We start from the raw sequence: 24,435 nt of genomic DNA, 5'->3' as shown, positions 1-24,435 counted from the left end.
ACCGTCACGGGTGCGGCGTCTCGGCGACCGGGGCGTTCGCGGGCGGCGGCAGGGCGAGCGGCACGACGTTGCCGATGCGCGCCGCGCCCTTGTGGAACCGGAGCCGCTTCAGGCGGCGCGGATCGGCGTCGAGCACCTCGAACTCGAGGTCCCCGGGGCCGGCGATCAGCTCGCCGCGCGACGGGACGCGGCCCGCCAGCGTCACGATCATGCCGCCCAGCGTGTCGATCTCCTCGGCCATCTCGCCGACGGCCGCGACGAGGTCGACACCGGTCACTTCGGAGACCTCGGCCAGCGGCGTGCGCGCGTCGGCCACGAAGACCTCGCCCTCGCCCTCGACGCGCTGGACGTACTTGTCCTCGGCCACGTCGTGCTCGTCCTCGATGTCGCCGACCACGACCTCGATCAGGTCCTCGATGGAGATCAGCCCGTCGGTGCCGCCGTACTCGTCGATGACCAGCGCCATGTGGGTGCGGGTCGCCTGCATCCGCACCAGCAGGTCGATCGCCGGCATGGAGGGCGGCACGAACAGGACCGGCCGCTGGATGCGCGCCGCCGCCAGCGTGGTCGTCAGGTCGACTTTGCCGAGGTCCAGGCCGCGCGGCAGGCGCGACGCCGGCCGGCGCGGGCGCGGCGCGGCCGGCGCGTCCGCCGCGCCGTCGGCCGCGAGTTCGGCGGGCTTCGAGACGGCGGGCGCGCTGCGGCGGGCCGGCTCGGCCTTGGCGGCGATGTGGTCGACGAGGTCGCGGATGTGGACCATGCCGCGGGGATCGTCGAGGGTCTCGCCGTAGACCGGCAGCCGGGAATGGCCGGCCGTGCGGAACAGCTTGAGCAACTCGCCGAGGCTCGTGTCGTTCGAGACGGCGACGATGTCGGCCCGGGGGACCATCACGTCGTCGACGCGCACCTTGTGCAGGCCGAGGACGTTCTTGAGCATGACGCGCTCGAGCGGGGTGAGGCCGCTCTCGCCGGCGTCCGGCTCTGCCAGCGCCTCCTCAAGACCCTCGCGCAGCGAATCGCGCGGCTTGAGATGGAGCGCCTGGAGCAGGCGGTCGTACCAGGGCTCCCGGTGCTGGGACTCGCCCTCGGTGGAACTGGGCGCGGCCAGGGCCGCGCCGCGACTTCGATCGTTGCTCATGTCTCTCGGGTCTGGGGTCGCTCGGACGTCGCGCGCTCAGGCATAGGGATCCGGGATGCCGAGGGTCGCGAGTGCCGCGACCTCGAGGGCTTCCATGGCATCGGCCTCGGCCTCGCCGATCTCGTGGTCCTGACCGAGACAATGCAGGGTGCCATGGACGAGGAGGTGGGCGAGGTGATTCTGGAGCGGCTTCGACTGCTCGGCACTCTCGCGCACCAGGGTCTCGTACGCAAGGACCACGTCGCCGAGGGGCGCGGCGGTCCCGGCATGCCGCGGCTGCGGGGCGGCCGGGAAGGACAGGACGTTGGTGGGCTTGTCCTTGCCGCGCCAGGTCCTGTTGAGTTCCCGGACGGCGGCGTCGTCGGTCAGCAGGACGCTGACCTCGACGGGACCGTCCGGCCTCTCGGGGGCGACGGCGAGCCCGGCCTCGACGGCGCGGGTGACGAGGGCCTCGAGGTCCGGAACCGCCGTCTCCCAGCGCGCGTCCTCGACGGCGAGGTCGATCTCGTGGGGCATGGTCACGCCAGGGGCCGGCGGCGGGGATTCGGGTTGCGGTCGGCCTCCGCGCTGCCGTGGGCGGCGCGCTCGTAGGCGGTCACGATCCGGCGGACGAGGTCGTGGCGGACCACGTCGACGTCCTTGAACCGCACGTGCCCGATCCCCTCGACGCCCTCCAGCACACTGACCGCTTCCACGAGGCCGGATTTCTGGCCCGGCGGCAGGTCGATCTGGCTCGGATCGCCGGTGATGATCATGCGCGAGCCCTCGCCCAGGCGGGTGAGGAACATCTTCATCTGCATGGAGGTGGTGTTCTGCGCCTCGTCGAGCAGCACCACCGCGTTGGTGAGGGTTCGGCCGCGCATGAAGGCGAGCGGCGCGATCTCGATCTGGCCGGTCTGGAGGCCACGATCAACGTGGCGGGCCTCCATGAAGTCGTACAGGGCGTCGTAGATCGGGCGGAGGTAGGGGTCGACCTTCTCGCGCATGTCGCCCGGCAGGAAGCCCAGGCGCTCGCCGGCCTCGACCGCGGGCCTGGACAGGATCAGCCGCTCGGCATGGCCCTGCTCCAGGAGCGACACGGCGTGGCCGACGGCGAGCCAGGTCTTGCCGGTCCCGGCCGGGCCCTCGGCGAAGACCAGCTCGTTGGTGCGCAGGAGCTTGATGTAGGCGTCCTGCGCCGGGTTGCGCGCCCGCACGGCCCCGCGCTTGCGGGTGGCGATCTGCTCGAAATGCGGCCTGTCGGCCTCGGCCGCGATGACCTCGGCCGGGAACAGGGTCGCCTGCGCCGTGGCCTCACGGATTGCGCCGTCCACGTCGCCGAGGGTCAGCGTGCTGCCGCCGGTCCGCACCCGGGCGTAGAGCTTCTGGAACACCCGCCGCGCCGTCTCGGCGGCGTCGGCCGGCCCCTTGATGACGAGGTGGTTGCCGAGCGCGGTGGCGGTGACCTCCAGCCGGCGCTCGATATGGGCGACGTTCTGGTCGTACTGGCCGAAGACGAGGCTCGCGAGGCGGTTGTCGTCGAAGGTCAGCGGCACCTCGACCGCCTCGTCCGATCCGGCCGGCCGCGCCGCCGGGCCGCGCCCCTTGAGCGCGCCGCGCGCGCCCGCACCGTCCGACGCGCTCAAGCCGCCATCCTCGCCATCATCCCGACCGCTCCGCTCCTCACGCCGCCGCAGCCGCGGAGACGAGCTCTCCGAACAGGCTGTTGGACCCCGCCTCGGTGATCCGCACGGGCACGACCTGTCCGATATGGTGAGGCGCGGCGTCGAACTGGACGGCCAGCAGGTGCGGCGTCTTGCCCGCGACCTGACCGGGATGCCGCCCGGGCTTCTCGACCAGAACGTCGAAGACCCGGCCGACGGCCGCCCGCTGATAGGCGTGGCGCTGGCCGTCGAGGAGCGCCTGCAGCTCGGCGAGCCGGGCCGCCATCACGGCCTCCGGCACCTGATCGGTGCGGTCGGCGGCCGGCGTGCCGGGGCGTGGGCTGTACTTGAACGAGAAGGCGCTCTCGAAGCCGACGTCGCGCACGAGCCGCAGGGTCTCGGCGAAGTCCGCGTCGGTCTCGCCGGGGAAGCCGACGATGAAGTCGGAGGACAGGGCGATGTCGGGCCGCGCCGCGCGGATCCGGTCCATCAACCGGCGGTACGCGTCGCCGGTGTGCTTGCGGTTCATCGCGGCGAGGATCCGGTCGGAGCCCGACTGCACCGGGAGGTGCAGGTAGGGCATCAGGGCCGGCACCTCGGCGTGCGCCCGGATCAGGGCGTCGTCGAAGTCGTTCGGGTGGCTCGTCGTGTAGCGGATCCGCGCGATGCCGGGGATCTTCGCCACCGCGCGCACCAGGTCGGCGAGGCCCGCGGGCGCACCGTCGGGGCCGTCGCCGTGATAGGCGTTGACGTTCTGGCCGATCAGCGTGATCTCGCGGACGCCGCCGTCGGCGAGCTTCTCGGCCTCGGCGAGCACCGCCGCCACGGAGCGCGAGACCTCCGCGCCCCGCGTGTAGGGCACCACGCAGAAGGCGCAGAACTTGTCGCAGCCCTCCTGAACGGTGAGGAAGGCCGACGAATCCAGCGTCCGCCGGCGGGGCAGGTGGTCGAACTTGTCCTCGACTGGGAACTCGGTGTCGACGACGCGGCGCTCGCGGGAGCGCGCCAGCAGGTCCGGCAGCCGGTGATAGCTCTGCGGGCCGACGACCACGTCGACGGCGGGCTGGCGCGCCTGGATCTCGGCGCCCTCGGCCTGGGCGACGCAGCCCGCGACCACGATGCGCGTGTCGAGGCCCTGCGCCTTCCGCTCACCCTTGAGCACGCGCAGGCGGCCGAGTTCGGAATAGACCTTCTCGGCGGCCTTCTCGCGGATGTGGCAGGTGTTGAGGACGACGACGTCCGCGTCCTCGACCGTGTCGGTCGCCGTGTAGCCCTCGGCGCCGAGGACGTCGGCCATGCGGGCCGCGTCGTAGGCGTTCATCTGGCAACCGTAGGATTTGACGAAAGCCTTCTTCAACGCGCGCCGTCCCGAACCGTCCGATGATCCTTGCACCCGCCCCGCGGGGCCCGCCACGCGGCCTGTAGCACGGATCGCGGGGGCCGTCGCGGCGCCCGAAACGCGACCGGCCGCCCGAGGGCGGCCGGTCAGAGGCTGTCGCGGTCGAACCTGCCTCAGTGGGCGGCCGGCGCCGCCGCGGGCAGGTCGATGACCATCTGCTGGAAGAACGGCACGTAGGCCTGCAGCATCACGAACAGGCCGACGAGGCAGGCCAGCGCGATCGAGTGCCAGAACACGAAGCGCAGGATCTTGCCTTCCTGGCCGAAATAGCCGGTGGCCGTGGAGGCGACGACGATCGACTGGGCGTCGACCATCTTGCCCATCACGCCGCCCGACGAGTTCGCCGCCGCCATCAACACGCCCGAGAGGCCGAGCTGCTCGGAGGTGATCCGCTGCAGGCCGCCGAACAGGACGTTCGAGGCCGTGTCGGAACCTGTGAGCGCCACGCCGAGCCAGCCGAGCAGCGTCCCGAAGAACGGGTAGAGGATGCCGGTGCCCGCGAAGGCCAGCCCGAGCGTGGCGTCGACGCCCGCGTAGCGGGTGAGGACGCCGAGCGCGAGCATCGCCGCGATGGTGATGAGCGAGTAGCGCAGGGCCCAGATGGTCTCGAAGTAGGCCGTGACGAGGCGCAGCGGCGAGAACCGCATGATCAGGCCGGAGATGATCGCCGCGATCAGCACGCCGGTGCCGGTGTACGACATGTAGGTGAACAGGAAGACCGCGCCCTCCGGCACCGGCTTGGCCACCACCGGCGGCACCTTCATGATCACGTTGTGCAGGCCCGGCACCTCGTATTTCCAGGTGAAGAGCGGGTTGACGATGCCCTTGAACCAGCCGGTCCCCCAGATGGCCACGACGATCGACAGGATGATCCACGGCACCCAGGCCATCAAGATCTCGCCCTGCGAGGCGGTGCGGGCGCCGGTATGGACCGGGGGCGTGCCGGGCACGCCGGCGCCGAGCGCCACGGGCCGCGGACCGGCGACGGCGAGCGACGGATCGTGGCCGCGCAGAGCCGGCGACGACCAGATCTCCTTGGGCTGCCAGACCTTCAGGAACAGCACGAGCGCGAGCATCGAGGCGAGCGAGGCGCCGATATCGACGATCCACGGGTTGACGTAGTTCGAGATCAGGAACTGCGCGACCGCGAAGGAGGCGCCGCAGACCAGGATCGGCGGCCACACCCGGATCATGCCGCGGAAGCCCGCGAACACCCAGATCAGCCAGAACGGCACGATCAGCGAGAACAGCGGCAGCTGCCGGCCGATCATCGCGCCGAGGATCTCCGGCGGGTAGCCGGTGACCGAGGCGAGGCCCTGGATCGGCGCGCCGAGCGCCCCGAAGGCCACCGGCGCGGTGTTGGCGATCAGCGACAGGCCGGACGCGGCGAGCGGCGAGAAGCCGAGGCCGATCAGGATCGCGCCCGTGACGGCGACCGGCGTGCCGAAGCCGCCCGCGCCCTCGAAGAAGGCGCCGAACGCGAAGGCCACCAGGAGCAGCTGGAGGCGTCGGTCCGCGGTGATGCCCGCCACCGACTGTTGCAGGATCGCGAACCAGCCCTTCTCCACCGTGAGCCGGTAGAGGAAGATGACGTTGAGGATGATCCAGCCGATCGGGAAGAAGCCCGTGACCATCCCGAGGATGGCGGCGCGGGTGGCGAGATCGGTCGGCATGCCGAAGCCGACGATGGCCACCAGCATGGCGAGGCCGAGGGCGATGACCGCCGCGATATGGGCCTTCACGCGCCCGCTGGCGATCATGGCGAGCAGTGCGATGACCGGCACTGAAGCGGCGAGCGTCGAGAGCCACGGGCTCCCGAACGGGTCGTAAACCTGGTTCCAGGTTTGCACCGGGCGTCCTCCAATAATTTCCGTCTGTTCCGGATTGCGGCCTAGCTAGCAGACGTGTTCCGGCCGCTCAATGCGTTGAATCATGTATTCTGACGGTGATTCCACCGGCTTACTCTCGCGCGGATCGGCGGATCCGCCCGGTCGAACAGCGACGAGCTGGTCTCGAAAGGATCAGACCCGTCCGGACCAGGCGTAAAATCTGGATCTGAGACAGGATTCCGTTCGCGCTTAGGAGCTTAGGCGTGGAAAAGCTGGCCGCGCGCGCCTCCCACGGTGCCGGGGTCGCGGGCGCGCCGGCTCCGGATCCCGACGCGGGAGCAGCGTCCGGCGCAGCGCCGAGGGTTCAGACCGGCGCGATCTCCGGCCCCTGGAGACCGATCTCCGGGGCGGCCGGCCGCGCGTCGGGTGCCGGGGCGGTGCCGGCGCCCGTGCCGGCGCCCCGCAGGGCCGCGCGCACCTCGGCTTCGGCGGCCGCGGTGGCGACCTTCCGGTCGGTGGTCGCCTCGAAGGGGATCGGCGCGCCCCAGACCACGTGCACGTCGATGGGGCCGCCCTGCACGAAGGTCGCGAGGTGCGGCACCAGCTCCATGTCGCCGTACCACGCGATCTCCGCGCGCTCGGCGCGCGTGACCGGCAGGCCGTTGCGCCGTGGATAGGCGATGGCGAGCGGCTGGAGTCGCACCCGGCCGCGCCCGGCCTCGGCCTGCAGCGCCGCGCGGGCGGCGCCGACGAGGGAGGAGCGGAACGGCAGGAGCCGGGTGCCGTCGCCGGTCGTCCCCTCCGCGAACAGGACGACCAGCTCCCCCTCGGCCAAGCGGTGGCCCATGGCGGTGCTGACGCTCGCGGTCGCGCCGCGGCGCTGCCGGTCGATGTAGATCGTCCGCTGGAGCCCCGCGAGGACGCCGATCAGCGGCCAGCCGGCGATCTCGGACTTCGCCACGAAGGAGAGCGGCCGCAGCGAACCCACCGCGATGATGTCGAGCCACGAGACGTGGTTGGCGAGCACCAGCGCCGCCTCGCCGGGGGCCGGGGGCGTCCCGCTCTGCGTGACCCGCACCCCGAACAGCCACAGGAAGACGCGGTGGAACAGGATCGGCGCCAGGGTCGCGCGGCGGCCGAGGAGCCGCAGGGCGATCCAGTGGGGCGGTCCCAGCACAGCGAAGGCGAGGGCGAGGGCCGCGACGCGCCAGGCGATGCCGAGGCGGCTCACGGCGTCACAGGTCGGCGCTCATCGTCAGCGCGGTCGCCCGGCTGCCGTCGGCCTTGAGATAGTAGCCGGTGCGCGAACCGACCTGCCGGAAGCCGTGCCGGGCGTAGAGCCGCAGCGCGGGAGCGTTGCCCTCGTCGACCTCCAGATGCACCCGGGCGACGCCGTCGAGGGCGAGGCTCGCCAGGTGCTCGCGGAGCAGCTTGCGGCTGTGGCCGCCGCCGCGCAGCGCCGGGGACAGCACGACCGTCAGGATCTCGGCCTCGTCGGCGGCCCGGCGCGAGAGCACGAAGCCCTGGAGCACGCCCGCGCGCCAGAGGGCGTGCGCGTGGGTCGAGCGCTCGCAGAGCATCCGCTCGAACTCGTGCGCGTCCCAGGGCCGCGCGAAGGCGGTCGCGTGGAGGCGGGCGAGGGCAGGGGCCTGCGCGGCGTCGCGGAGCGGCGCGACGTAGGGCTCCGGGGTCAGCGCGTCCCACCACGCGAACCACCAGTCGAAGGGCCAGAAGGGCAGCGGGCGCGTCATCGCCGTGCGATCCGCGCGTGGTCCTGCGGCCGGGCATCCGGCCCCCGCAGGTAGAGGGGCCGCGCCAGGGCCTGCGCCGGGTCGGCGACGAGGCCGAGGGAGGCCACCGCCGCAATATCGGGACCGCCGACATGGGTGACGCGCGCCGCGACGCCGCGCGCGGCGAGCGCGGCAGCCAGCATCGGCGCGCCGGAACCGGTCAGCACCACCGGGCCGTCGCCCAGCTGCTCGGCCGCCGCCTCGACGGCGAGATGCGCGGGCGCGAGGCCGTCGCCCGGCCCGAGGGCCTGCACGTAGACGGCGCCGTGGCGGGCGTCGATCACCGCGGCGATCGTGCCCGCGACGGTGTCGGCCAGGAGCGGCGCGAGGAGCGCTGAGAGGGTGCCGACGCCGACGACGGGCTTGCCGGTCGAGAGGCCGATGGCGCGGGCCGCCGAAAGGCCGACCCGCAGCCCGGTGTAGCTGCCGGGCCCGACCGTCACGGCGACCCGGTCGATCGCCTCAAATCCGCCCTCGACCCGGGCGATCACCCGCTCGATCAGCGGCAGCAGGGATTCCGCGTGGCCGCGCGCCATGGGCAGCGACTCGGCGGCGAGGGGCACCTCGGACTCCTCCGCCATGACGCAGGCGGCGCAGGTGTCCAGCGCTGTGTCGATGGCCAGGATACGCACGCTCACTCCCACAGGCCGGTCCGCGCCGACGGTTGCCTCCCTGCGCCGCGACGGGCGCGAAGAGCCTCCAGCGTTAGAGCAAAACCGCCGCCTCGTCAGCGGCGGGGCGCCCGCACCGGGCGGATCACCGGTGGAGTGTTGCCGGCTTGCGCCGGTGCGCGCCCGCGGCCTCGGACGGGTCCGGCGCACCGGCCCCCGGCTCCGCCGCGAAGGCGGGAGCCGGGGGGCAGCCGAGGGCCGTTCCGGCCCTCCGGCGTGCCGCCCGCACCGCGGCGCGGGCGCGGATCCTCAGATCGCCTGGACCTCGCGGATCTCCGGCAGGAAGTGCCGGAACAGGTTCTGCACGCCGTGCCGCAGGGTCGCCGTGGAGGACGGGCAGCCCGAGCAGGCCCCCTTCATCTCCAGATAGACCACGCCCTCCTTGTAGCCGCGGAAGGTGATGTCGCCGCCGTCGCCCGCCACCGCCGGGCGCACCCGGGTCTCGAGCAGGTCCTTGATGGTCACGACGGTGTCGTGGTCCGCCTCGTCGTAGAACTCGTCGCCCGGCTCGATCTCGCCGTGGCCGCCCTCGGCCATCACGGGCGCGCCGGACTGGAAGTGCTCCATGATCGCGCCGAGGACCGCCGGCTTGACCTGCGCCCAGTCCGAGCCGTCCTCGGCCTTGGTCACCGAGATGAAATCGTGGCCGAAATAGACGCCCGCCACGCCCGGGACGGTGAACAGCGCCGCGGCCAGGGGCGAGCGGGCGGCGGCCTCGGCGTCCCGCGCCTCGAAGGTCGATTCCGCCAGCACGACGCGGCCGGGCAGGAACTTCAGGGTGGCCGGGTTCGGCGTGGCTTCGGTCTGGATGAACATGGTGGCGATACTCCGCTGCGCCGGTTCAAGGCCGGCCGGGACAGGCGCCGCGAGGCGCCGCCTCCCATGTGGACCGGCGATCGGATTTTCTCAACCTGTCGTCCGGTCCCGCCGGCGCGCGAGAGTGGACATTCGGCCGACGGCGCGACAGGACGAACGCCGTCGAACGCCAGAGGAGCCGGCAGTGGACATGACCGCGGACCAGACCCTCGCGCAGGACTTGCTGAAGGATCTGCGCGAGGCCCAAGCCAAGCTGGACGCGGCGCGCGCGGAAGCGGCCTCGCTCAAGGTGCTGCTCGCGCTGCGCACGCATCAGCACGACCAGGCCTGGCAGGAGGGGCAGCGCCTCGCCGCGGCGCTCGCGGAGGCGCAGACCCGCGCGGAGGCGGCCACGACCGCGCGGGCCGAGACGCAGGTGGACGCGCAGGCGAACGCGGCCGCGTCCGAAGCCGCCGCGATGGCCGACGAGCGCACCGAGGCGGTCCGGACCGTCCTGGGCGCGGTCCTCGCCAGCATCGGGCACCGCGCCCTCGACCGGCGGCGCTTCCAGGACCTGATTGCCCGGGCCGGCCGCGAGGCGCCGGATCAGGGTCCGGGCGCGGCCCGGCACGCCGTGCTGCTGACCGAGGCGCGGCGGGTGCTGGGGATCGCCCAGTAGGGCGGCCGGAAGCGCGCGCACCGCGACCGGTCGCCGGCGGCAGGGTTAACCGACGCTTAACCCAGCTCTCCCATCGTCGTCCCCGGGACGGACAGGAGATCGACCGCATGCTGATCAGCGAGCACCACGTGCGCGAGTGCGCCTACTACATCTGGGAGAACGAGGGCCGGATTCACGGGCACGCTGCGGCCCACTGGATCCGCGCCGAGTCCGAGCTGCGCGCGAACGCGATGCTCGCCGCCGCCGCGTCCGAGACGGTCGAGGCCGCCAAGCCCGTCGAGGCCGCCGCGAAGGCCGCGCCGGTGAAGACCGCCGCCAAGCCGGTCGCCAAGACCGCTGCCACCAAGACCGCCGCTGCAAAGCCCGCCGCCAAGCCCGCCGCGTCGAAGACCGCCGCTGCCAAGCCCGCGGCCGTGAAGGCCGCCGCGAAGCCGGCGGCCCCGAAGCCCGCCCGCGCCTCCAAGGCCGCGGTGACCGCCGGCCTCGCCGCCAAGGCGAAGCCCGCCCGGACCCCGGCCTCGATGCACTGAAGGGTCGGCGCCGCGGCGCCACCACGGCCTCTCCCGGAGCCCGCCCCTCGCGCAGGGGCGGGCTTCCGTCGTTCGTGGGCCCGGCGCGGAACAGGCCGGGCGCCGGCAGGTTGTCCGGCCTGATGCGGGCGCAGGGCTCCGCGACGGGGCTGCGATGCGCGCGGTGATCTTCGACATCGACGGGACGCTGCTCGACAGCGTCGACCTGCATGCCCGCGCCTGGGTGGAGGCCTTCGCGCATTTCGGCGTGGAAACCGGCTTCGCCGAAGTCCGCCGGCAGATCGGCAAGGGCGGCGACGAGCTGATGCCGGTCTTCCTGTCGGAGGAGCGGATCGCGCGGGAGGGCGAGACCATCGAGGCCTACCGCTCCGACCTGTTCAAACGGCGCTACCTGTCCGAGGTCCGGCCGTTCCCGGGTGTCCGGCCGCTGTTCGAGCACATCCGCTCCGCCGGGCTGAAGATCGCGCTCGCCTCGTCGGGCAAGCGCTCCGAGGTCGAGCACTACACCGAGATCCTGGAGATCGGCGACCTCGTCGACGTAGCCACGAGCTCGGACGACGCGGACCGGTCCAAGCCGCACCCCGACATCTTCGAGGCCGCCCTGGCGAAGCTCGACGGCGTCCCGCCCGACGCGATCATCGTCGTCGGCGACACCCCCTACGACGCCGAGGCGGCCGCGAAGGCGGGCCTGCGCACCGTCGGCCTCCTCTGCGGCGGCTTTCCGGAGGCGGACCTGAGGGCGGCCGGCTGCGCGGCGATCTACCGGGACCCCGAGGATCTGCTCGACCGATTCGCGGAGTCGCCGATGGCGGGCGGCTGAGCGCCGGCCCGGCAAGCGGATTCCGCGGCGGGTCCGGCGTCGTCCACACATTCCCGCCACGCTGTTGCAGCGCGGTGACGCGGAGCGATGCCGGCTACGTATTCACGCGAAAAGGACTGGTGCCCGTCGATCGAAAGGCGTAGCGACCCGCCCGCCAATCTGGACTCCTTCGAAGGACGAGCGCCTCGCATGCCCCAGACTCACCAGGCCGGCCCGGCACCGCGCTTCGTACCGGTCGCCAAGTCGCTGCCGGAGCAGATCGCCGACGCGGTCGAGAGCCGGTCGACCCCGCTCAGCCAGCTGCTCCGCCTGATGGCCGCCCTCGATGCCGAGGGCGGTAACGAGGCCCTGCGGCTGCGGCTCCGCGCCCGGATCGGCGCGCCGCTCGACGCCTGACCCCCGCGTCGCGGGTCAATGCCGCCGGTGCCGATGGCGCCGGCCACCCCGCTTCGCCGCCGGTGCGGCCGCCTTCGCGACGCGGTCCATGCAGGCGAAGTAGATCCGGCGCCCGATCTCCTCGAGTTCGAGACCCTGCGGGTTGGGCGCCGAGAACACCTTCGCGCGGGCCTCGTTGCGGCAGGCCGCGTCCTCCGGGCTCCGGATCGGCGGCTCCGCCCGGGCGGCCCCGCCGGCCAGGACCGAGACGATCCAGGTCGCTGCCACGATCGATACGCGCGTGCTTGCCAGGGTACTCGGCATACTAACGTTCGGACCTCACTCGCTCGAGACACAGATAGAGCGTCTCGATCACCCGTGAAGCTTGGTCAGAGTGCGGGCTCCGGCAATAATCGACAGCCTTCGCGTCAGGGCACGATCCAACGGCACGCCCCCCCGCCCGCGACGGTCAGGCACTCGTAGGGCGCCCCGCCGATCAGGGCCCGCTGCTCCACGGTGCCGATCGCGCTGCGCGGGATCCGCCGACAGCCGGCCTCCGTGGGGGCGGGGCCACCGCTGCCCGAGGACGCGTCGATCCGCCGGGCGGCGATCAGCGTCTCGCAGGCCATCACCGAATCCGCCCCCTGCGCGCGGGCCGTTCGGGGCGCGACGGCGCCGGACAGGGCGGCGAGGACGAGGACCGCGGGAAGAACCTGTCGGGATCGGGAAAGCATCGCGGCCTCGGCTGCCCGCGCCGGACGGGCGCGTCGCGGTTCGGCCGCCCTCAACGCGTTGCCGCGCGCGTTGGTTGCCGCGTGCGGACACGCCCCCCGAACGCGACGACGCCCGCCTTGCGGGCGGGCGTCGTGGGCGTCCGAAGCTCGGGTGAGCCGACGGCCTGCGCTCAGCGCTTGGTCTTGACCTTCGCCTTGCGGGCCGCGTAGCGCGCGTCGCGCTGGGCCTTCTTGGCGGCCAGGTCGGCCGACTTGCGCTCCTGCGCGGCGGCCAGCTCGGCGGCCTCGCGGGCGATCTGGGCGGCGAGTTCCGCCTCCTCCCGCTGACGCTTCTCCTCGGCGGCCTTCCGCTCGGCGGCGATCCGGGCGGCCTCGCGCTCGCGGGAGCGCTCCTCGCGGGCTTTGGCGACCTCGGCGCGGGCCTTCGCCTTGGCGATCACCTCGGGGTCGTCGGACGGGGGGCGCGCCTTGAACTTGGCCAGCAGGGCGGCCTTGGCGTTCTGCGAGTTCTGGCGACGGTCGTCGAAATTCCTGTAGTCGAATGCGCTCATCTGACCTTTCTCAGTTGGGTACGTCTCGCGTGTCGCGGGGACATCCGGCGGGGCCGGGCACGTACGGAGTCTGCAGGTTCCGACGCCATCCCCGCGCCCCGGAACCGCACCGATCCACCGGCTGTACCGATGGTCCGACCCGAGCGTTCGGCCTGCGTCTGAACGCTCGGGTCGGACCATTGTTCGAAGATCGCAGAGCCCTTAATCAGAGCTTCACGCGAGATGCAATCGGCGAGACCTGCGCAGGCAGCCGGTCCGGCGACAATCCCGGCCCACTCTGTAAGAGTTTCGACCCGCGGTGCGGAAATACCTCAGGCCGGCAGCCGGCAGAGGCTTCGGTGCTCGACAGGTGGGCGCGCATCCATCCCCTGGACTTGCCTGCCAGTCCTAGATGGGTCGCGCGCCGGGCGAAGACAAGATTCGTGTTCGCCCGGCGCCCGTCGCACAGCTGTCCGCTGGACGCACCTATACTTCCATCGCAAAGCAGACCTGCAAAATCGACAGCGTATTCACTGCCGGACCTTCGATCCCGCGAGGGGTCGCGATTCCGCTCCGGCGCACGGGCGTGCCCAGAAACGGTCCTCCCGCCGCCGCCTAATTCTTATGCACGCGGATCGGAGGGCATCGAATCCATCTCCAGCACGTCCCTGCCTGCCTATGATCTAGGCACCCAGGCGCGCCGATTCGCGGCACTGCGCGCGGGCTCGCGGCACAGGGCCTGCTTGCCGCGATCGATCGCGTCCCACGCGATCGGCCTGAGGAGTTCCATGTCCGAGACCCGCCCCCCGTACGATCCCGAGAGCTACGCCGCGGCCGCGGCGGCCCTCCTCGGCCTCACCCTCGACCCCGCGTGGATCGCCCCGGTGACCGCGAATCTGCGCGTCCTGGCCGCGGCGGCCGAGCTGGTGGAGGCCTTCCCGCTCGCCGACGAGATCGACGCGGCCCCGAGGTTCGAAGCGTGAGCGCGAGCGATCCCTCGACGGCAACGGCGATCGCCGCAGCGATCGCCGATGGCCGGACCACCGCGCGGCAGGCCGTCACGGCGGCGCTCAACCGGATCGGGCGCCTCGACGACCGGGTCGGCGCGTTCACCGACGTGCTGTCCGCCCGCGCCCTGGCCCGGGCCGACGCGCAGGACGCGGCGCGCCGCGAGGGTGCGTCGCCGGGCCCGCTGGCCGGCGTACCGTTCGCGGTGAAGAACCTGATCGACATCGACGGCCTGCCGACCCGCGCCGGATCGAAGATCAACCGGGAGCGGCCGCCGGCCGAGCGGGACGGCGCCCTGGTCCGGCGCCTGGAGGCCGCGGGGGCGATCCTCGTCGGCGCCCTCAACATGGGCGAGTACGCCTACGACTTCACCGGCGAGAACATCCACGACGGCGACGCCCACAACCCGCACGCCCTGGATCACATGACCGGCGGCTCGTCGGGCGGCTCGGGCGCGGCCATCGCCGCCGGGATGGTGCCGCTCACGCTGGGCTCGGACACGAACGGCTCGATCCGCGTCCCCGCCGCGTTCTGCGGCTGCTTCGGCCTCAAGCCGACCTACGGCCGGCTGACCCGCGCGGGGAGCTTTCCCTTCGTGAGCAGCCTCGACCATCTCGGCCCGATGACCCGGAGCGTGACCGATCTCGCGCTCGCCTACGACGCCATGCAGGGCCCCGATCCGGACGATCCGGTGGCGACGCTCCGCCCGGCGGAGCCGGTCCTGCCGCGGCTCGAGGCGGGGATCGACGGCCTGCGCGTCGCGGTGGCCGGCGGCCATTTCGCCCGCGGCGGCGATCCGGAAGCCTTCGCGGCGGTGGCGCGCGCCGCCGAGGCGCTCGGCGCGCGGCGCACCGTCGAGTTGCCGGAGGCCCACCGCGCCCGCGCGGCCGCCTACCTGATCACCGCCGCGGAGGGCGCCACGCTCCACCTCGACCGTCTGCGCACCCGGCCGCAGGATTTCGACCCGGCGGTGCGCGACCGGCTGATCGCCGGGGCGATGATCCCGGCGCCCCACGTGGAGCGGGCGCAGCGGTTCCGCCGCTGGTACCGGGCGCGGGTGCTGGAGCTGTTCGAGACCGTCGACGTGATCCTGGCCCCGGCCACGCCCTGCCGCGCGCCGAGGGGCGGCCAGACCCATTTCGTCCTCGACGGCGTGACGCTGCCGGTGCGCGCCAATATCGGCGTGTTCACGCAGCCAGTCAGCTTCATCGGCCTCCCGGTCGTGGCGGCGCCGGTCCGGGTCAACGCCGGTCTGCCGCTCGGCGTCCAGATCATCGCCGCGCCCTGGCGCGAGGATCTCGTCCTGCGCGCGGCGCGCTATCTCGAACGGACCGGCGTCAGCACGGCGCCCATCGCGGAGCTTGCCCGATGATCATCGACGATCCCGCCGTGAAGGCCGAGGTCGAGGCCGCGTTCCGGGCCTACGAGACGGCGCTCACCACCAACGACGTCCCGACCCTGGAGGCGCTGTTCCGGGACGATCCGCTGACCATCCGCTACGGGATCGGCGAGAACCTCTACGGCATGGACGCGATCCGCGCCTTCCGCCGGGCCCGCTCCCCGGTGGGCCTGGAGCGGACCCTGGCGCGGACGCAGATCACCACCTACGGGCGCGACTTCGCCACCGCGATGACGCTGTTCACGCGCGCCAGCGCACCGCGGAAGATCGGTCGCCAGAGCCAGACCTGGGCGCGCTTCCCGGAGGGCTGGCGGGTGGTCGCAGCCCACGTGAGCCTGATCGACGCGGACTAGCCGCGGAGCGGCCCGCGCCCCGGCGGGGGCGTGTGGCCGCGGGCTTGCATACGGTCGAGCGTATTCCGCGCCGTCTCGCGCGGACCAACGCGAGTACCCGACCCAAGATGCTGTCCCGTCTGAGAAAACTCGGCGCCCGTGCGGCGCTGGCCGGTGCCCTGGCGCTCTCCGCGAGCACCGCTGCCCTCGCGCAGGGGACGCTGCGGATCGGCATGACCGCCTCCGACATTCCGCTGACCACCGGCCAGACCGACAACGGCGGCGAGGGCATGCGGTTCATGGGCTACACGGTCTATGACGGCCTCATCAACTGGGACCTGTCGAGCGCCGAGCTGGCCTCCGACCTCGTGCCGGGGCTCGCCACCAGCTGGGGCGTCGACGCCACCGACAAGACCAAGTGGACCTTCAAGCTCCGCCCGGGCGTGAAATTCCACGACGGCTCGGACTTCACCGCCGACGCGGTGGTCTGGAACCTCGACAAGCTCCTGAAGGCCGACGCGCCGCAATACGACCCGCGCCAGTCCGCGCAGGGCAAGACCCGCATCCCGGCTGTCGCGAGCTACCGGGTGGTCGACCCGCTGACCGTCGAGATCACCACCAAGGCCCCCGACGCGACGCTGCCCTACCAGATCGCCTGGATCATGATGTCGTCGCCGGCGCAGTGGGAGAAGCTCGGCAAGTCCTGGGACGCCTTCGCCAAGCAGCCCTCGGGCACCGGCCCGTGGAAGCTGACCCTGTTCGCCCCGCGCGAGCGCGCCGAGATGGTCCCGTTCAAGGAGTACTGGGACAAGGACCGCGTGCCGAAGCTCGACAAGCTCGTGCTGATCCCGCTGCCGGAGGCCAACGCCCGGACCGCCGCCCTCCGCTCCGGACAGGTCGACTGGATCGAGGCGCCCGCGCCGGATTCCGTGGCCTCGCTGAAGAGCGCCGGCTTCACCATCGTCACCAACGCCTACCCGCACAACTGGACGTGGCACCTGTCGCGGGTCGAGGGCTCGCCCTGGAACGACATCCGCGTCCGCAAGGCCGCGAACCTCGCCATCGACCGCGAGGGTCTGAAGGAGCTGCTCGGCGGCCTCGCGATCCCCGCCAAGGGCTTCATGCCGCCCGGTCACCAGTGGTTCGGCCACCCGACCTTCGACATCAAGTACGACCCGGAAGCCGCCAAGAAGCTGCTGGCCGAGGCGGGCTACAGCGCGGCCAAGCCCCTGAAGCTCAAGGTCGCGATCTCGGCCTCGGGCTCGGGCCAGATGCAGCCGCTGCCGATGAACGAGTTCGTCCAGCAGAACCTCGCCGACGTGGGCATCCAGGTCGATTACGAGGTCGTGGAGTGGAACACGCTGATCAACATCTGGCGGGCCGGGGCCAAGGCCGACATCTCCCGCGGCGTCTCGGCGATCAACTACTCGTACTTCATCCAGGACCCCTTCACCGGCTTCATCCGCCACCTGCAGTGCAACTTCGCCCCGCCGAACGGCACGAACTGGGGCTATTACTGCGATCCGGCGATGGACAAGCTGTTTGATCAGGTCCGCAACACCTTCGACAAGGCCGAGCAGACGAAGGTCCTGGAGAAGGTCCACGAGAAGTACGTCGACGACGCGCTGTTCATCATGATCACGCACGACGTCAATCCGCGCGCGATGAGCCCCAAGGTGAAGGGCTTCGTCCAGGCGCAGAACTGGTTCCAGGACTTCTCGAAGATTACGATGGCGACCGCGGGGCGGTAGCGTAACGGGGCGCCTCTCTCCTCCCCCTTGTGGGGAGGAGCCGGAGGTGGGGGTGGTGCTGGATAGGGCGTTGCGGTGCCTCCTGAACCACCCCCACCCCTGACCCCTCGCCACAAGCGGGAGGGGAATAGTCTCGGCTGAGTAGACAACAGGCCCTTGAATGCTGCTCTACATCCTCAAACGTCTGGTCTACGTGACGCCCGTGGCGTTCGGGGTCAGCGTCGTCTGCTTCCTCCTCGTCCACCTCGCGCCGGGCGATCCCCTGAGCGCGGTCCTGCCCGCCGACGCCACCCAGGCCACCATCGACGAGATGCGGTCGGCCTACGGCTTCGATAAGCCCCTGCCGGTCCAGTACCTGATCTGGCTCTGGCACGTGCTGCACGGCGATCTCGGCACCTCGATCGCCACCGGCCGCCCGGTGCTCGGCGAGGTCAGCCGCGCCGTGATGAACTCCCTGATCCTCGCCTCGGTGGCGACCGTGATCGGCTTCACCTTCGGCACCCTGTTCGGCTTCGTGGCGGGCTATCACCGCAACTCCCTGGCCGACCGGGCCGCCTCGGCCGTGTCGGTCTTCGGCGTGAGCGTGCCGCATTACTGGCTCGGCATGGTCCTGGTGATCGTGTTCTCGGCCAATCTCGGCTGGCTGCCGCCCACCGGAGCCGGGCCCGACGGCTCCGGCAACTGGCGGCCCGACTTCGAGCACCTGCGCTACCTGATCCTGCCGGCCATCACGATGTCGGTGATCCCGATGGGCATCATCGCCCGCACGGTCCGGGCGCTGGTGGCCGACATCCTGTCCCAGGACTTCGTCGAGGCCCTGCGCGCCAAGGGCATGGACGAGCGCGGCGTGTTCCGCCACGTCGTGCGCAACGCCGCCCCGACCGCGCTCGCCATCATGGGCCTGCAGCTCGGCTACCTGCTCGGCGGCTCGATCCTGGTCGAGACCGTGTTCGCGTGGCCGGGCACCGGCTTCCTTCTCAACGCCGCGATCTTCCAGCGCGACCTGCCCCTGCTCCAGGGCTCGATCCTCGTGCTGGCGATGTTCTTCGTGCTCCTCAACCTGCTGGTGGACGTGATGCAGACCGCCCTCGACCCGCGCATCGAGCGCGCTTGAGCCGGAGCCCGACGATGACCGTTCCCGTCACCGCGGCTTCCGTGGCCCTCGACGGCGGCGTCCTCGCCGCCGAGGACGTGACCCACGGGCCCGAGGCCGCCTTTGCCCCGTCGCGGGGCTTCTGGGGCCATGTCGGCCACCGGCTCGTGCGCGACCCCGTCGCCATGGGCGCGGGCGCCGTGATCCTGATCGTCGTGCTGATCGCGATCCTCGCGCCCTGGATCACCCCGATGGACCCCTACAAGGGCTCCATGCTGCGCCGCCTCAGGCACGTCGGCGACGCCACCTACTGGCTCGGATCCGACGAGCTCGGCCGCGACATGATCAGCCGGCTGATGCTGGGCTCGCGGCTGTCGCTGTTCATCGGCGTCACGCCGGTGCTGATCGCCTTCGTGATCGGCTCCGCGATCGGGATCCTCGCCGGCTACGTCGGCGGCTGGACCAACACGATCCTGATGCGCACCATCGACGTCTTCTTCGCCTTCCCGTCGGTGCTGCTGGCGATCGCGCTGTCCGGGGCGCTCGGCGCCGGCATCTTCAACTCGATCGTCTCGCTGACCTGCGTGTTCGTGCCCCAGATCGCCCGCGTCGCCGAGAGCGTCACCACGGGCATCCGCAAGCGCGACTACATCGACGCCGCCAAGCTGTCGGGCGCCTCGGCCCTGACGATCATGCGCGTGCAGGTGCTCGGCAACGTCGTCGGGCCGATCTTCGTCTACGCGACCAGCCTGATCTCGGTCTCGATGATCCTGGCCTCCGGCCTCTCGTTCCTCGGCCTCGGCGTGCGCCCGCCCGAGCCCGAATGGGGCCTGATGCTCAACACCCTGCGCACGGCGATCTACGTCAATCCGGTCGTGGCCGCCCTCCCGGGCGTCTGCATCTTCGTCGTCTCGATCGCCTTCAACCTGTTCTCGGACGGGCTCCGGTCCGCCATGGAGATTCGCCAGTGAGCGTCATCCCGGACGCCCCCGACCCGTTCGCCCGCGACCGCGGAGGACCCGGCCAGCCGCTCCTGTCGGTCTCCGGCCTCGTCAAGCACTTCCCGGTCCGCAAGGCCGGGGGCAAGAAGCAGGTCGTCCGCGCGGTCGACGGCGTCGACTTCGATGTCCTGAAGGGCGAGACGCTCGGCATCGTCGGCGAATCCGGCTGCGGGAAGTCGACGACCGCCAAGCTGCTCATGGGCCTGATCGAGCGCGATTCCGGCACCATGCTGTACGACGGCCAGCCGGTCGGCGAGCGCGCCATGCCGTGGCGGTCCTACCGGCGCCAGGCCCAGATGGTGTTCCAGGACAGCTACGCGTCCCTCAACCCGCGCATGACCGTCGAGCAGTCGATCGCCTTCGGCCCGAAGGTCAACGGCGTGCCCGCCCGCGAGGCGGTGGAGCGCGCCCGCGGGCTGCTCGCCCGGGTTGGGCTGGAGCCGAAGCGCTTCGCCGGCCGCTACCCGCACGAGATCTCCGGCGGCCAGCGCCAGCGGGTGAACATCGCCCGCTCGCTCGCCCTGGAGCCGCGGCTGGTGCTCCTCGACGAGGCGGTCTCGGCGCTGGACAAGTCGGTCGAGGCGCAGGTCTTGAACCTGCTCCTCGACCTCAAGGCCGAGTTCGGCCTGACCTACATCTTCATCAGCCACGACCTGAACGTCGTGCGCTTCATCTCCGACCGGGTGATGGTGATGTATCTCGGCCGGGTCTCCGAGATCGGCCCGTCCGACACGGTGCTCGACGCGCCGGCGCACCCCTACACCGAGGCGCTGCTCGCCTCGATGCCGTCGCTCGATCCCGACAACCGCACCCAGGCGGCGCTGCTCGCGGGCGACCCGCCGAACCCGATCGACCCGCCGTCGGGCTGTCGCTTCCACCCGCGCTGCGCCCTGGCGGAGGAGGTCTGCGGCCGGACGGAGCCGCCCCTCGACACGATCCGGCCGCTGCACCGCGTCGCCTGCCTCGCCCGCCAGCCGGGTTCCGGCCACTCCGCGGCGCCCGCGGGCGCGCTGGCAGCATGAGCACCCCGATGTCCGGTTCAGAACCCGCGGTCGCCCTGGAGAACCTGCGCGTCGCCTTCGGCAAGGTGCAGGTCGTCGACGGCGTCGACCTGAGCCTGGAGCGCGGTCAGGCGCTGGCGCTCATCGGCGAATCCGGCTCCGGCAAGAGCGTGACCCTGCGGGCGATCCTGCGGCTGTTCCCGGAGGGGCGCAGCCGGATCGAGGGCGGCATCCGGGCCGCCGGCAAGGACGTGCAGGCGCTGACCCGGCGCCAGCTCGCCGATTTCCGCGGCGGCGACGTCTCGATGATCTTCCAGGAGCCGCTGCTCGCCTTCGACCCGGTCTACACGGTCGGCCGGCAGATCACCGAGGCCATCCTGCGCCACGAGACGATCTCCAAGGACGCGGCGCGGAAGCGGGCGCTCGCCCTGTTCGAGCGGGTGCGGATCCCGAGCCCGGAGCGGCGGCTCGACAACTACCCGCACGAGATGTCGGGGGGCATGCGCCAGCGGGCCATGATCGCGCTGGCGCTGGCCTGCCGGCCGCAGGTCCTGCTCGCCGACGAGCCGACCACGGCACTCGACGCCACGGTGCAGATCCAGGTGCTGCTCCTCCTGCGCGAGCTGCAGCGCGACCTCGGCCTGTCGATCGTGATCGTCACCCACGATCTCGGCGCGGCGGTCGAGGTCGCCGACCGGATCGCCGTGATGTACGCGGGCAAGATCGTCGAGACCGGCACGGCGCATCAGGTGGTCCTGAACCCGCACCATCCCTACACGATCGGCCTGCTGCGCAGCCGCGCGGAGGGGGCGCTCGCCAAGGGCTCCCGGCTCCAGACCATTCCGGGCAGCCCGCCCGACCTCGCCAACCGCCCGCCGGGCTGCCCGTTCGCGCCGCGCTGCTTCCTGGCCGAGGAAAGCTGCCGCCGGGAGATGCCGCCGGTCGCCGAGATCGCCCTCGGCCACCGCGTCGCCTGCTGGCGGACCGATGAGGCCTCGGCGGCCTACCGGGCCGGCCCGACCCCGGTGCGCGCCGCCGAGCCGGTCCCGGCCTGACCTCGACGCACCCGCGCCGAGGCTTTATCCGGCTCGGCGCGGGCCCGCGGCGGCGGACCGCGTCCGAACCGGCCGCGCGGGCGTCACGATGAGCCAAGTCCTATCCGGGCCAGTCCTATCCGGGCCAGTCCCGTCCGAGATCCTGCTCGTCCCGCGGGGCGAGGCCGGGCACTTCCTGCCGGCGGCCCTCGGCTGGCTGGGCAAGCGGGTCACCGTGACCGCCCAACCCGGCCCGGCGAACCACGTCCTCTGCCTGCCGGTCCTCGATTTCGTGCGTCTGGGCTTCCCGGAGGCGAACGGGCGCCTCGACCTCCTCGAACCGGGGGACGCCGAGAACCTCCGCGCCGGGCGCGCCGCGCTGCTCCTCGACCTCTCGAACGAGGGGCCGGGCCTGCACGCGCCGACCTTCGAAGCGCTGCACCGGAACCTCGAAGAACGCGGGATCCCGCGCGAGCGGGTGATCCTAGTCACGCAGAACCGGCTGCTGCGGCTCGACTACGAGCGGCTCTACGGCGAGGGCCTGCGGTTCTGGACCTTCGAGTTCTTCCCGCTCCAGGTCGCCCTCTGGCTGGACGACGCCGAGGGTCCGCGGCTCTTCCCCCAGCATCCCCTCGACCGCACCGGCTACGCGCCCTTAGCCCGCGCCGCCGGCCCGGCCCGGTTCCTCTGCCAGAACGCGGCCCTGCGCTGGCACCGGGTGCTGCTCTACCGCTGGTTCCAGCTCAGCGGGCTGGACCGCGACGGGCTGATCTCCTTCCACGGCATCGGCGAGGACAACCCGAAGGCGGGCGGCATCGACGTCTTCCACGCCCCGCCGGAGATCGAGGCGGCCTTCGGGCCGCTGCTCGCCGATGTCGGCAGCTGGATCCCGCGGCGGGCGCGGCGGATCGATGCCGATCAGGGCACCGACATGGTCATGACCCTCGACACCCAGGCCTACGCGGCGTGCGACCTGACCGTCATCTCGGAGACCGATTTCTTCGAGCCGGGCGTCGAGCGGATCACCGAGAAGTCGATCAAGGCGGCGGCGACGGGCCTGCCCTTCGTGACGGTGGGCGCGCCGCGCGCCGTCGCGCGGCTGTCCGAGCTGGGCTTCGAGACCTTCGGCGGCCTGATCGACCACCACTACGACCTCGTGTCCGACCCGGCCGAGCGGCTGCCGCTCGTGTTCCGGTCGATCGAGCGCGCCTGGGCCGCGTGCCGGGACGACCGGGCGCGCTGGCACCGCCTCGCCCGCGAGCAGGCCGAGGCCAACGTGGCCCACGCGCGGCGCGGATTGCTGCCGCAGTACGAGCGGGTGATGGTCGCGCCGCTGATCGAGCGGCTGAACCGGTTCATGGAGACGGGCGCGATCCTCCACTGAACGCCGCCCGCAGGACCTCCGCCATGCGCCGCACCGCCGGCTCGATCGCCCGCTCGGGCACGGCGGCGTAGCCGAGGAGCAGGCCCGGCTCCGCCGGTCCGGCATGGTAGGCCGAGAGCGCGACCGCCGAGATCCCCGCGCGGCCGAGCGCCGCCGCGGCGGCCACGTCGGTGAGGGCCGAGCGCCAAGCCGGCCCCGGCCGGGCGATGACGTGCATCCCACCCTCCATCGCGGCGATCGCCGCGACGTCTCCGGCGTGGCGGCGCGCGGCCTCCATCAGCGCCTCCTGGCGCAGGGCGTAGAGGCGGCGCGTCCGGCGCAGATGGCCAGCGAGGTGGCCGTCCTCGATGAAGCGCGCCAGCGCCCACTGGCCGATCCCGGGCGGGGCGGGACCGGTCTCGGCCAGCGCCTGATTGACCGGCGCGACGAGGCCGCGGGGCAGCACGAGGTAGCTCAAGCCGAGGGCGGGCAGCAGCAGCTTCGAGAAGCTGCCGACGTAGATCACGCGGCCGCCGCGATCGAGGGCGCGCAGCGGCGCGAGCGGGCGTCCGGCGTAGCGGTAGGCGCCGTCGTAATCGTCCTCCACGATCCAACCCGAGACCGCCTCGGCCCAGGCCAGCAGGTCGAGGCGGTTCTCCAGGCTCATGGCGTGCCCGAGGGGGTAATGGTGGGCCGGCGTCACCACCGCGAGCCGCGCGCCGGGCGCCCCTGCGGCGGCCAGGGCCACCGACAGGCCCCCGGGACCGACCGGGACGGGGATGGGGTTCAGGCCGGCGCCGGCGAGGGCCTGCGCGATGCCCGGGAAGCCGGGCTCCTCCACCAGGGCGGTCTCGCCGGGATCGAGGAGCAGCTCGGCGAGCAGGCGCAGGCTCTGTCGGATACCCGCGGTGACGATGACGTCGTCGGCCTCGCAGGCGACGCCGCGCGCCTGCGCCAGGTAGGCGGCGATGGCGCCGCGCAGGGCCGGCGAGCCGCGCGGGTCCGGCCGCTCGGTCGGGCCGTGGCGCCACTCGGCCTGGAGCAGGCGACCCCAGACCTCGAAGGGGAAAGCGTCCTGCGCCGGCCGGCCCAGCGCGAAGGCGTCGGGCACGCCCGGACCCGCCATGTAGCGCCGGCTCGAAGCGGACACGAGGCGGGTGCCCCGACGGGACAGGGTCGGGGCCGGCTCGTCCCCCGGGCGTCGGAGCGGGCCGGGCGCGGGCAGCGCGTCGTCCGGCAGGGTCGCGGCGACGCGCGTCGCGGAGCCCGGCCGCGCCGTCAGGTAGCCCTCCGCGGTCAGCTGCTCCAGCGCCAGGACGACGGTCCCGCGCGCGCAGCCGAGGTCGGCGGCCAGGACCCGCGAGGCCGGGAGCCGGGCCCCGCGCGGCAGCCGGCGCTCGAGGATCGCCGCGCGCAGGCCCTCCCGGAGCTGCGCGTGCAGCGGCGCCGCGGCCGCGGTGTCGAGGGTGAGCGTCAGGGGCAGGGGAGCCCGGGCCATCCGGCAAACTGGTCCAGTCGCG

At 72.4% G+C, this 24,435-nt stretch carries 26 protein-coding genes; 13 read left to right on the top strand and 13 right to left on the bottom strand.

Going from position 1 to position 24,435, the window contains the following annotated elements; translation table 11 throughout:
- Window positions 1–4: 4 nt before the first annotated feature.
- The 9 genes from BM314_RS04170 to BM314_RS04130 form a co-directional block, all read right to left on the bottom strand.
- Entirely contained in the window at window positions 5–1,138 is a 1,134-nt protein-coding gene (locus BM314_RS04170) for a hemolysin family protein (protein WP_091680042.1), read from the bottom strand.
- 36 nt (window positions 1,139–1,174) lie between these two features.
- Window positions 1,175–1,654 carry an rRNA maturation RNase YbeY gene (gene ybeY / locus BM314_RS04165; protein WP_026604977.1) on the bottom strand — a complete coding sequence of 160 codons (480 nt, stop codon included), beginning with the start codon at window positions 1,652–1,654 and terminating at the stop codon, window positions 1,175–1,177.
- Between the two features lie 2 nt (window positions 1,655–1,656).
- A complete protein-coding gene (locus BM314_RS04160; protein WP_244534931.1) occupies window positions 1,657–2,673 on the bottom strand; it encodes a PhoH family protein in 1,017 nt (338 codons plus the stop codon).
- A gap of 127 nt (window positions 2,674–2,800) precedes the next feature.
- Window positions 2,801–4,138, bottom strand: a complete 1,338-nt coding sequence (gene miaB, locus BM314_RS04155; RefSeq protein WP_091977045.1) for a tRNA (N6-isopentenyl adenosine(37)-C2)-methylthiotransferase MiaB — start codon at window positions 4,136–4,138, stop codon at window positions 2,801–2,803.
- 155 nt (window positions 4,139–4,293) lie between these two features.
- Window positions 4,294–6,030, bottom strand: a complete 1,737-nt coding sequence (locus BM314_RS04150) for an L-lactate permease (RefSeq protein ID WP_056522564.1) — start codon at window positions 6,028–6,030, stop codon at window positions 4,294–4,296.
- A gap of 343 nt (window positions 6,031–6,373) precedes the next feature.
- A complete protein-coding gene (locus BM314_RS04145) occupies window positions 6,374–7,240 on the bottom strand; it encodes a lysophospholipid acyltransferase family protein (RefSeq protein WP_091977043.1) in 867 nt (288 codons plus the stop codon).
- A gap of 4 nt (window positions 7,241–7,244) precedes the next feature.
- Window positions 7,245–7,760: a GNAT family N-acetyltransferase gene (locus BM314_RS04140; RefSeq protein ID WP_012317649.1), complete on the bottom strand. Its 516-nt coding sequence runs from the start codon at window positions 7,758–7,760 to the stop codon at window positions 7,245–7,247.
- Window positions 7,757–8,431 carry a tRNA (adenosine(37)-N6)-threonylcarbamoyltransferase complex dimerization subunit type 1 TsaB gene (tsaB, locus tag BM314_RS04135; RefSeq protein WP_091977147.1) on the bottom strand — a complete coding sequence of 225 codons (675 nt, stop codon included), beginning with the start codon at window positions 8,429–8,431 and terminating at the stop codon, window positions 7,757–7,759. Before tsaB ends, BM314_RS04140 begins: the two co-directional genes overlap by 4 nt.
- A gap of 288 nt (window positions 8,432–8,719) precedes the next feature.
- Window positions 8,720–9,286 (bottom strand): NifU family protein, encoded by a 567-nt coding sequence (locus BM314_RS04130; protein WP_020093462.1) that lies wholly within the window; start codon window positions 9,284–9,286, stop codon window positions 8,720–8,722.
- A gap of 190 nt (window positions 9,287–9,476) precedes the next feature.
- Here BM314_RS04130 and BM314_RS04125 point away from each other — a divergent pair, with 190 nt between their 5' ends.
- The 4 genes from BM314_RS04125 (at window position 9,477) to BM314_RS04110 (ending at window position 11,690) form a co-directional block, all read left to right on the top strand.
- Entirely contained in the window at window positions 9,477–9,944 is a 468-nt protein-coding gene (locus tag BM314_RS04125) for an atp-dependent helicase (RefSeq protein ID WP_091680183.1), read from the top strand.
- 107 nt (window positions 9,945–10,051) lie between these two features.
- Window positions 10,052–10,474 (top strand): DUF2934 domain-containing protein, encoded by a 423-nt coding sequence (locus BM314_RS04120; protein ID WP_091977042.1) that lies wholly within the window; start codon window positions 10,052–10,054, stop codon window positions 10,472–10,474.
- A 154-nt stretch (window positions 10,475–10,628) separates the two neighbouring features.
- A complete protein-coding gene (locus BM314_RS04115; protein ID WP_091977040.1) occupies window positions 10,629–11,294 on the top strand; it encodes an HAD family hydrolase in 666 nt (221 codons plus the stop codon).
- A gap of 189 nt (window positions 11,295–11,483) precedes the next feature.
- A complete protein-coding gene (locus BM314_RS04110; protein ID WP_091680024.1) occupies window positions 11,484–11,690 on the top strand; it encodes a hypothetical protein in 207 nt (68 codons plus the stop codon).
- Window positions 11,691–11,705: 15 nt separating this feature from the next.
- Here BM314_RS04110 and BM314_RS04105 read toward each other — a convergent pair whose 3' ends face one another.
- The 3 genes from BM314_RS04105 to BM314_RS04095 all read right to left on the bottom strand — a co-directional run bounded on the left by BM314_RS04105 (window position 11,706) and on the right by BM314_RS04095 (window position 12,954).
- On the bottom strand, window positions 11,706–11,993 hold the full coding sequence (locus BM314_RS04105) for a hypothetical protein (RefSeq protein WP_091977038.1): 288 nt from the start codon (window positions 11,991–11,993) through the stop codon (window positions 11,706–11,708).
- Window positions 11,994–12,097: 104 nt separating this feature from the next.
- A complete protein-coding gene (locus BM314_RS04100; protein ID WP_091977037.1) occupies window positions 12,098–12,403 on the bottom strand; it encodes a hypothetical protein in 306 nt (101 codons plus the stop codon).
- 170 nt (window positions 12,404–12,573) lie between these two features.
- Window positions 12,574–12,954 (bottom strand): DUF6481 family protein, encoded by a 381-nt coding sequence (locus tag BM314_RS04095; protein WP_020093455.1) that lies wholly within the window; start codon window positions 12,952–12,954, stop codon window positions 12,574–12,576.
- Window positions 12,955–13,721: 767 nt separating this feature from the next.
- Between BM314_RS04095 and BM314_RS04090 the strand changes: the two genes are divergently transcribed.
- The 9 genes from BM314_RS04090 (at window position 13,722) to BM314_RS04050 (ending at window position 22,936) form a co-directional block, all read left to right on the top strand.
- Entirely contained in the window at window positions 13,722–13,916 is a 195-nt protein-coding gene (locus tag BM314_RS04090; RefSeq protein ID WP_020093454.1) for a DUF4089 domain-containing protein, read from the top strand.
- Window positions 13,913–15,313 (top strand): AtzE family amidohydrolase, encoded by a 1,401-nt coding sequence (locus tag BM314_RS04085; RefSeq protein WP_091977035.1) that lies wholly within the window; start codon window positions 13,913–13,915, stop codon window positions 15,311–15,313. The genes BM314_RS04090 and BM314_RS04085 overlap by 4 nt, the downstream gene beginning before the upstream one ends.
- A complete protein-coding gene (gene hpxZ, locus BM314_RS04080) occupies window positions 15,310–15,693 on the top strand; it encodes an oxalurate catabolism protein HpxZ (protein ID WP_091977033.1) in 384 nt (127 codons plus the stop codon). The genes BM314_RS04085 and hpxZ overlap by 4 nt, the downstream gene beginning before the upstream one ends.
- A 107-nt stretch (window positions 15,694–15,800) precedes the next feature.
- Window positions 15,801–17,423 carry an ABC transporter substrate-binding protein gene (locus BM314_RS04075; protein ID WP_091680008.1) on the top strand — a complete coding sequence of 541 codons (1,623 nt, stop codon included), beginning with the start codon at window positions 15,801–15,803 and terminating at the stop codon, window positions 17,421–17,423.
- 160 nt (window positions 17,424–17,583) lie between these two features.
- Complete coding sequence (locus BM314_RS04070) at window positions 17,584–18,537, top strand: ABC transporter permease (RefSeq protein ID WP_091977032.1); 954 nt, start codon at window positions 17,584–17,586, stop codon at window positions 18,535–18,537.
- A gap of 14 nt (window positions 18,538–18,551) precedes the next feature.
- Entirely contained in the window at window positions 18,552–19,487 is a 936-nt protein-coding gene (locus BM314_RS04065) for an ABC transporter permease (RefSeq protein WP_091977030.1), read from the top strand.
- Window positions 19,484–20,539 carry an ABC transporter ATP-binding protein gene (locus BM314_RS04060; protein WP_091977028.1) on the top strand — a complete coding sequence of 352 codons (1,056 nt, stop codon included), beginning with the start codon at window positions 19,484–19,486 and terminating at the stop codon, window positions 20,537–20,539. The genes BM314_RS04065 and BM314_RS04060 overlap by 4 nt, the downstream gene beginning before the upstream one ends.
- An 8-nt stretch (window positions 20,540–20,547) precedes the next feature.
- Window positions 20,548–21,573 carry an ABC transporter ATP-binding protein gene (locus BM314_RS04055; protein ID WP_091977026.1) on the top strand — a complete coding sequence of 342 codons (1,026 nt, stop codon included), beginning with the start codon at window positions 20,548–20,550 and terminating at the stop codon, window positions 21,571–21,573.
- Window positions 21,574–21,661: 88 nt separating this feature from the next.
- Window positions 21,662–22,936 carry a hypothetical protein gene (locus tag BM314_RS04050; RefSeq protein ID WP_091977023.1) on the top strand — a complete coding sequence of 425 codons (1,275 nt, stop codon included), beginning with the start codon at window positions 21,662–21,664 and terminating at the stop codon, window positions 22,934–22,936.
- On the opposite strand, the gene BM314_RS04045 is transcribed toward BM314_RS04050, so the two are convergent.
- Entirely contained in the window at window positions 22,908–24,413 is a 1,506-nt protein-coding gene (locus tag BM314_RS04045) for a MocR-like pyridoxine biosynthesis transcription factor PdxR (RefSeq protein ID WP_091977021.1), read from the bottom strand. The genes BM314_RS04050 and BM314_RS04045 overlap by 29 nt on opposite strands.
- Between the last annotated feature and the right edge of the window lie 22 nt (window positions 24,414–24,435).

The sequence above is a fragment of the Methylobacterium sp. 13MFTsu3.1M2 genome (genome assembly GCF_900112625.1).
GTDB lineage: Bacteria > Pseudomonadota > Alphaproteobacteria > Rhizobiales > Beijerinckiaceae > Methylobacterium.
The sequence above is the reverse complement of the archived record's forward strand: the minus strand, read 5'-3'. Positions and strand labels throughout refer to the sequence as shown.

Coding starts and splice junctions, on each gene's coding strand:
- BM314_RS04170 (WP_091680042.1), bottom strand. CDS start 1,138: ATGAGCAACGATCGAAGTCGCGGCGCGGCCCTGGCCGCGCCCAGTTCC.
- ybeY (WP_026604977.1), bottom strand. CDS start 1,654: ATGCCCCACGAGATCGACCTCGCCGTCGAGGACGCGCGCTGGGAGACG.
- BM314_RS04140 (WP_012317649.1), bottom strand. CDS start 7,760: ATGACGCGCCCGCTGCCCTTCTGGCCCTTCGACTGGTGGTTCGCGTGG.
- BM314_RS04130 (WP_020093462.1), bottom strand. CDS start 9,286: ATGTTCATCCAGACCGAAGCCACGCCGAACCCGGCCACCCTGAAGTTC.
- BM314_RS04125 (WP_091680183.1), top strand. CDS start 9,477: ATGACCGCGGACCAGACCCTCGCGCAGGACTTGCTGAAGGATCTGCGC.
- BM314_RS04120 (WP_091977042.1), top strand. CDS start 10,052: ATGCTGATCAGCGAGCACCACGTGCGCGAGTGCGCCTACTACATCTGG.
- BM314_RS04115 (WP_091977040.1), top strand. CDS start 10,629: ATGCGCGCGGTGATCTTCGACATCGACGGGACGCTGCTCGACAGCGTC.
- BM314_RS04110 (WP_091680024.1), top strand. CDS start 11,484: ATGCCCCAGACTCACCAGGCCGGCCCGGCACCGCGCTTCGTACCGGTC.
- BM314_RS04105 (WP_091977038.1), bottom strand. CDS start 11,993: ATGCCGAGTACCCTGGCAAGCACGCGCGTATCGATCGTGGCAGCGACC.
- BM314_RS04100 (WP_091977037.1), bottom strand. CDS start 12,403: ATGCTTTCCCGATCCCGACAGGTTCTTCCCGCGGTCCTCGTCCTCGCC.
- BM314_RS04095 (WP_020093455.1), bottom strand. CDS start 12,954: ATGAGCGCATTCGACTACAGGAATTTCGACGACCGTCGCCAGAACTCG.
- BM314_RS04090 (WP_020093454.1), top strand. CDS start 13,722: ATGTCCGAGACCCGCCCCCCGTACGATCCCGAGAGCTACGCCGCGGCC.
- hpxZ (WP_091977033.1), top strand. CDS start 15,310: ATGATCATCGACGATCCCGCCGTGAAGGCCGAGGTCGAGGCCGCGTTC.
- BM314_RS04075 (WP_091680008.1), top strand. CDS start 15,801: ATGCTGTCCCGTCTGAGAAAACTCGGCGCCCGTGCGGCGCTGGCCGGT.
- BM314_RS04070 (WP_091977032.1), top strand. CDS start 17,584: ATGCTGCTCTACATCCTCAAACGTCTGGTCTACGTGACGCCCGTGGCG.
- BM314_RS04065 (WP_091977030.1), top strand. CDS start 18,552: ATGACCGTTCCCGTCACCGCGGCTTCCGTGGCCCTCGACGGCGGCGTC.
- BM314_RS04055 (WP_091977026.1), top strand. CDS start 20,548: ATGTCCGGTTCAGAACCCGCGGTCGCCCTGGAGAACCTGCGCGTCGCC.
- BM314_RS04050 (WP_091977023.1), top strand. CDS start 21,662: ATGAGCCAAGTCCTATCCGGGCCAGTCCTATCCGGGCCAGTCCCGTCC.
- BM314_RS04045 (WP_091977021.1), bottom strand. CDS start 24,413: ATGGCCCGGGCTCCCCTGCCCCTGACGCTCACCCTCGACACCGCGGCC.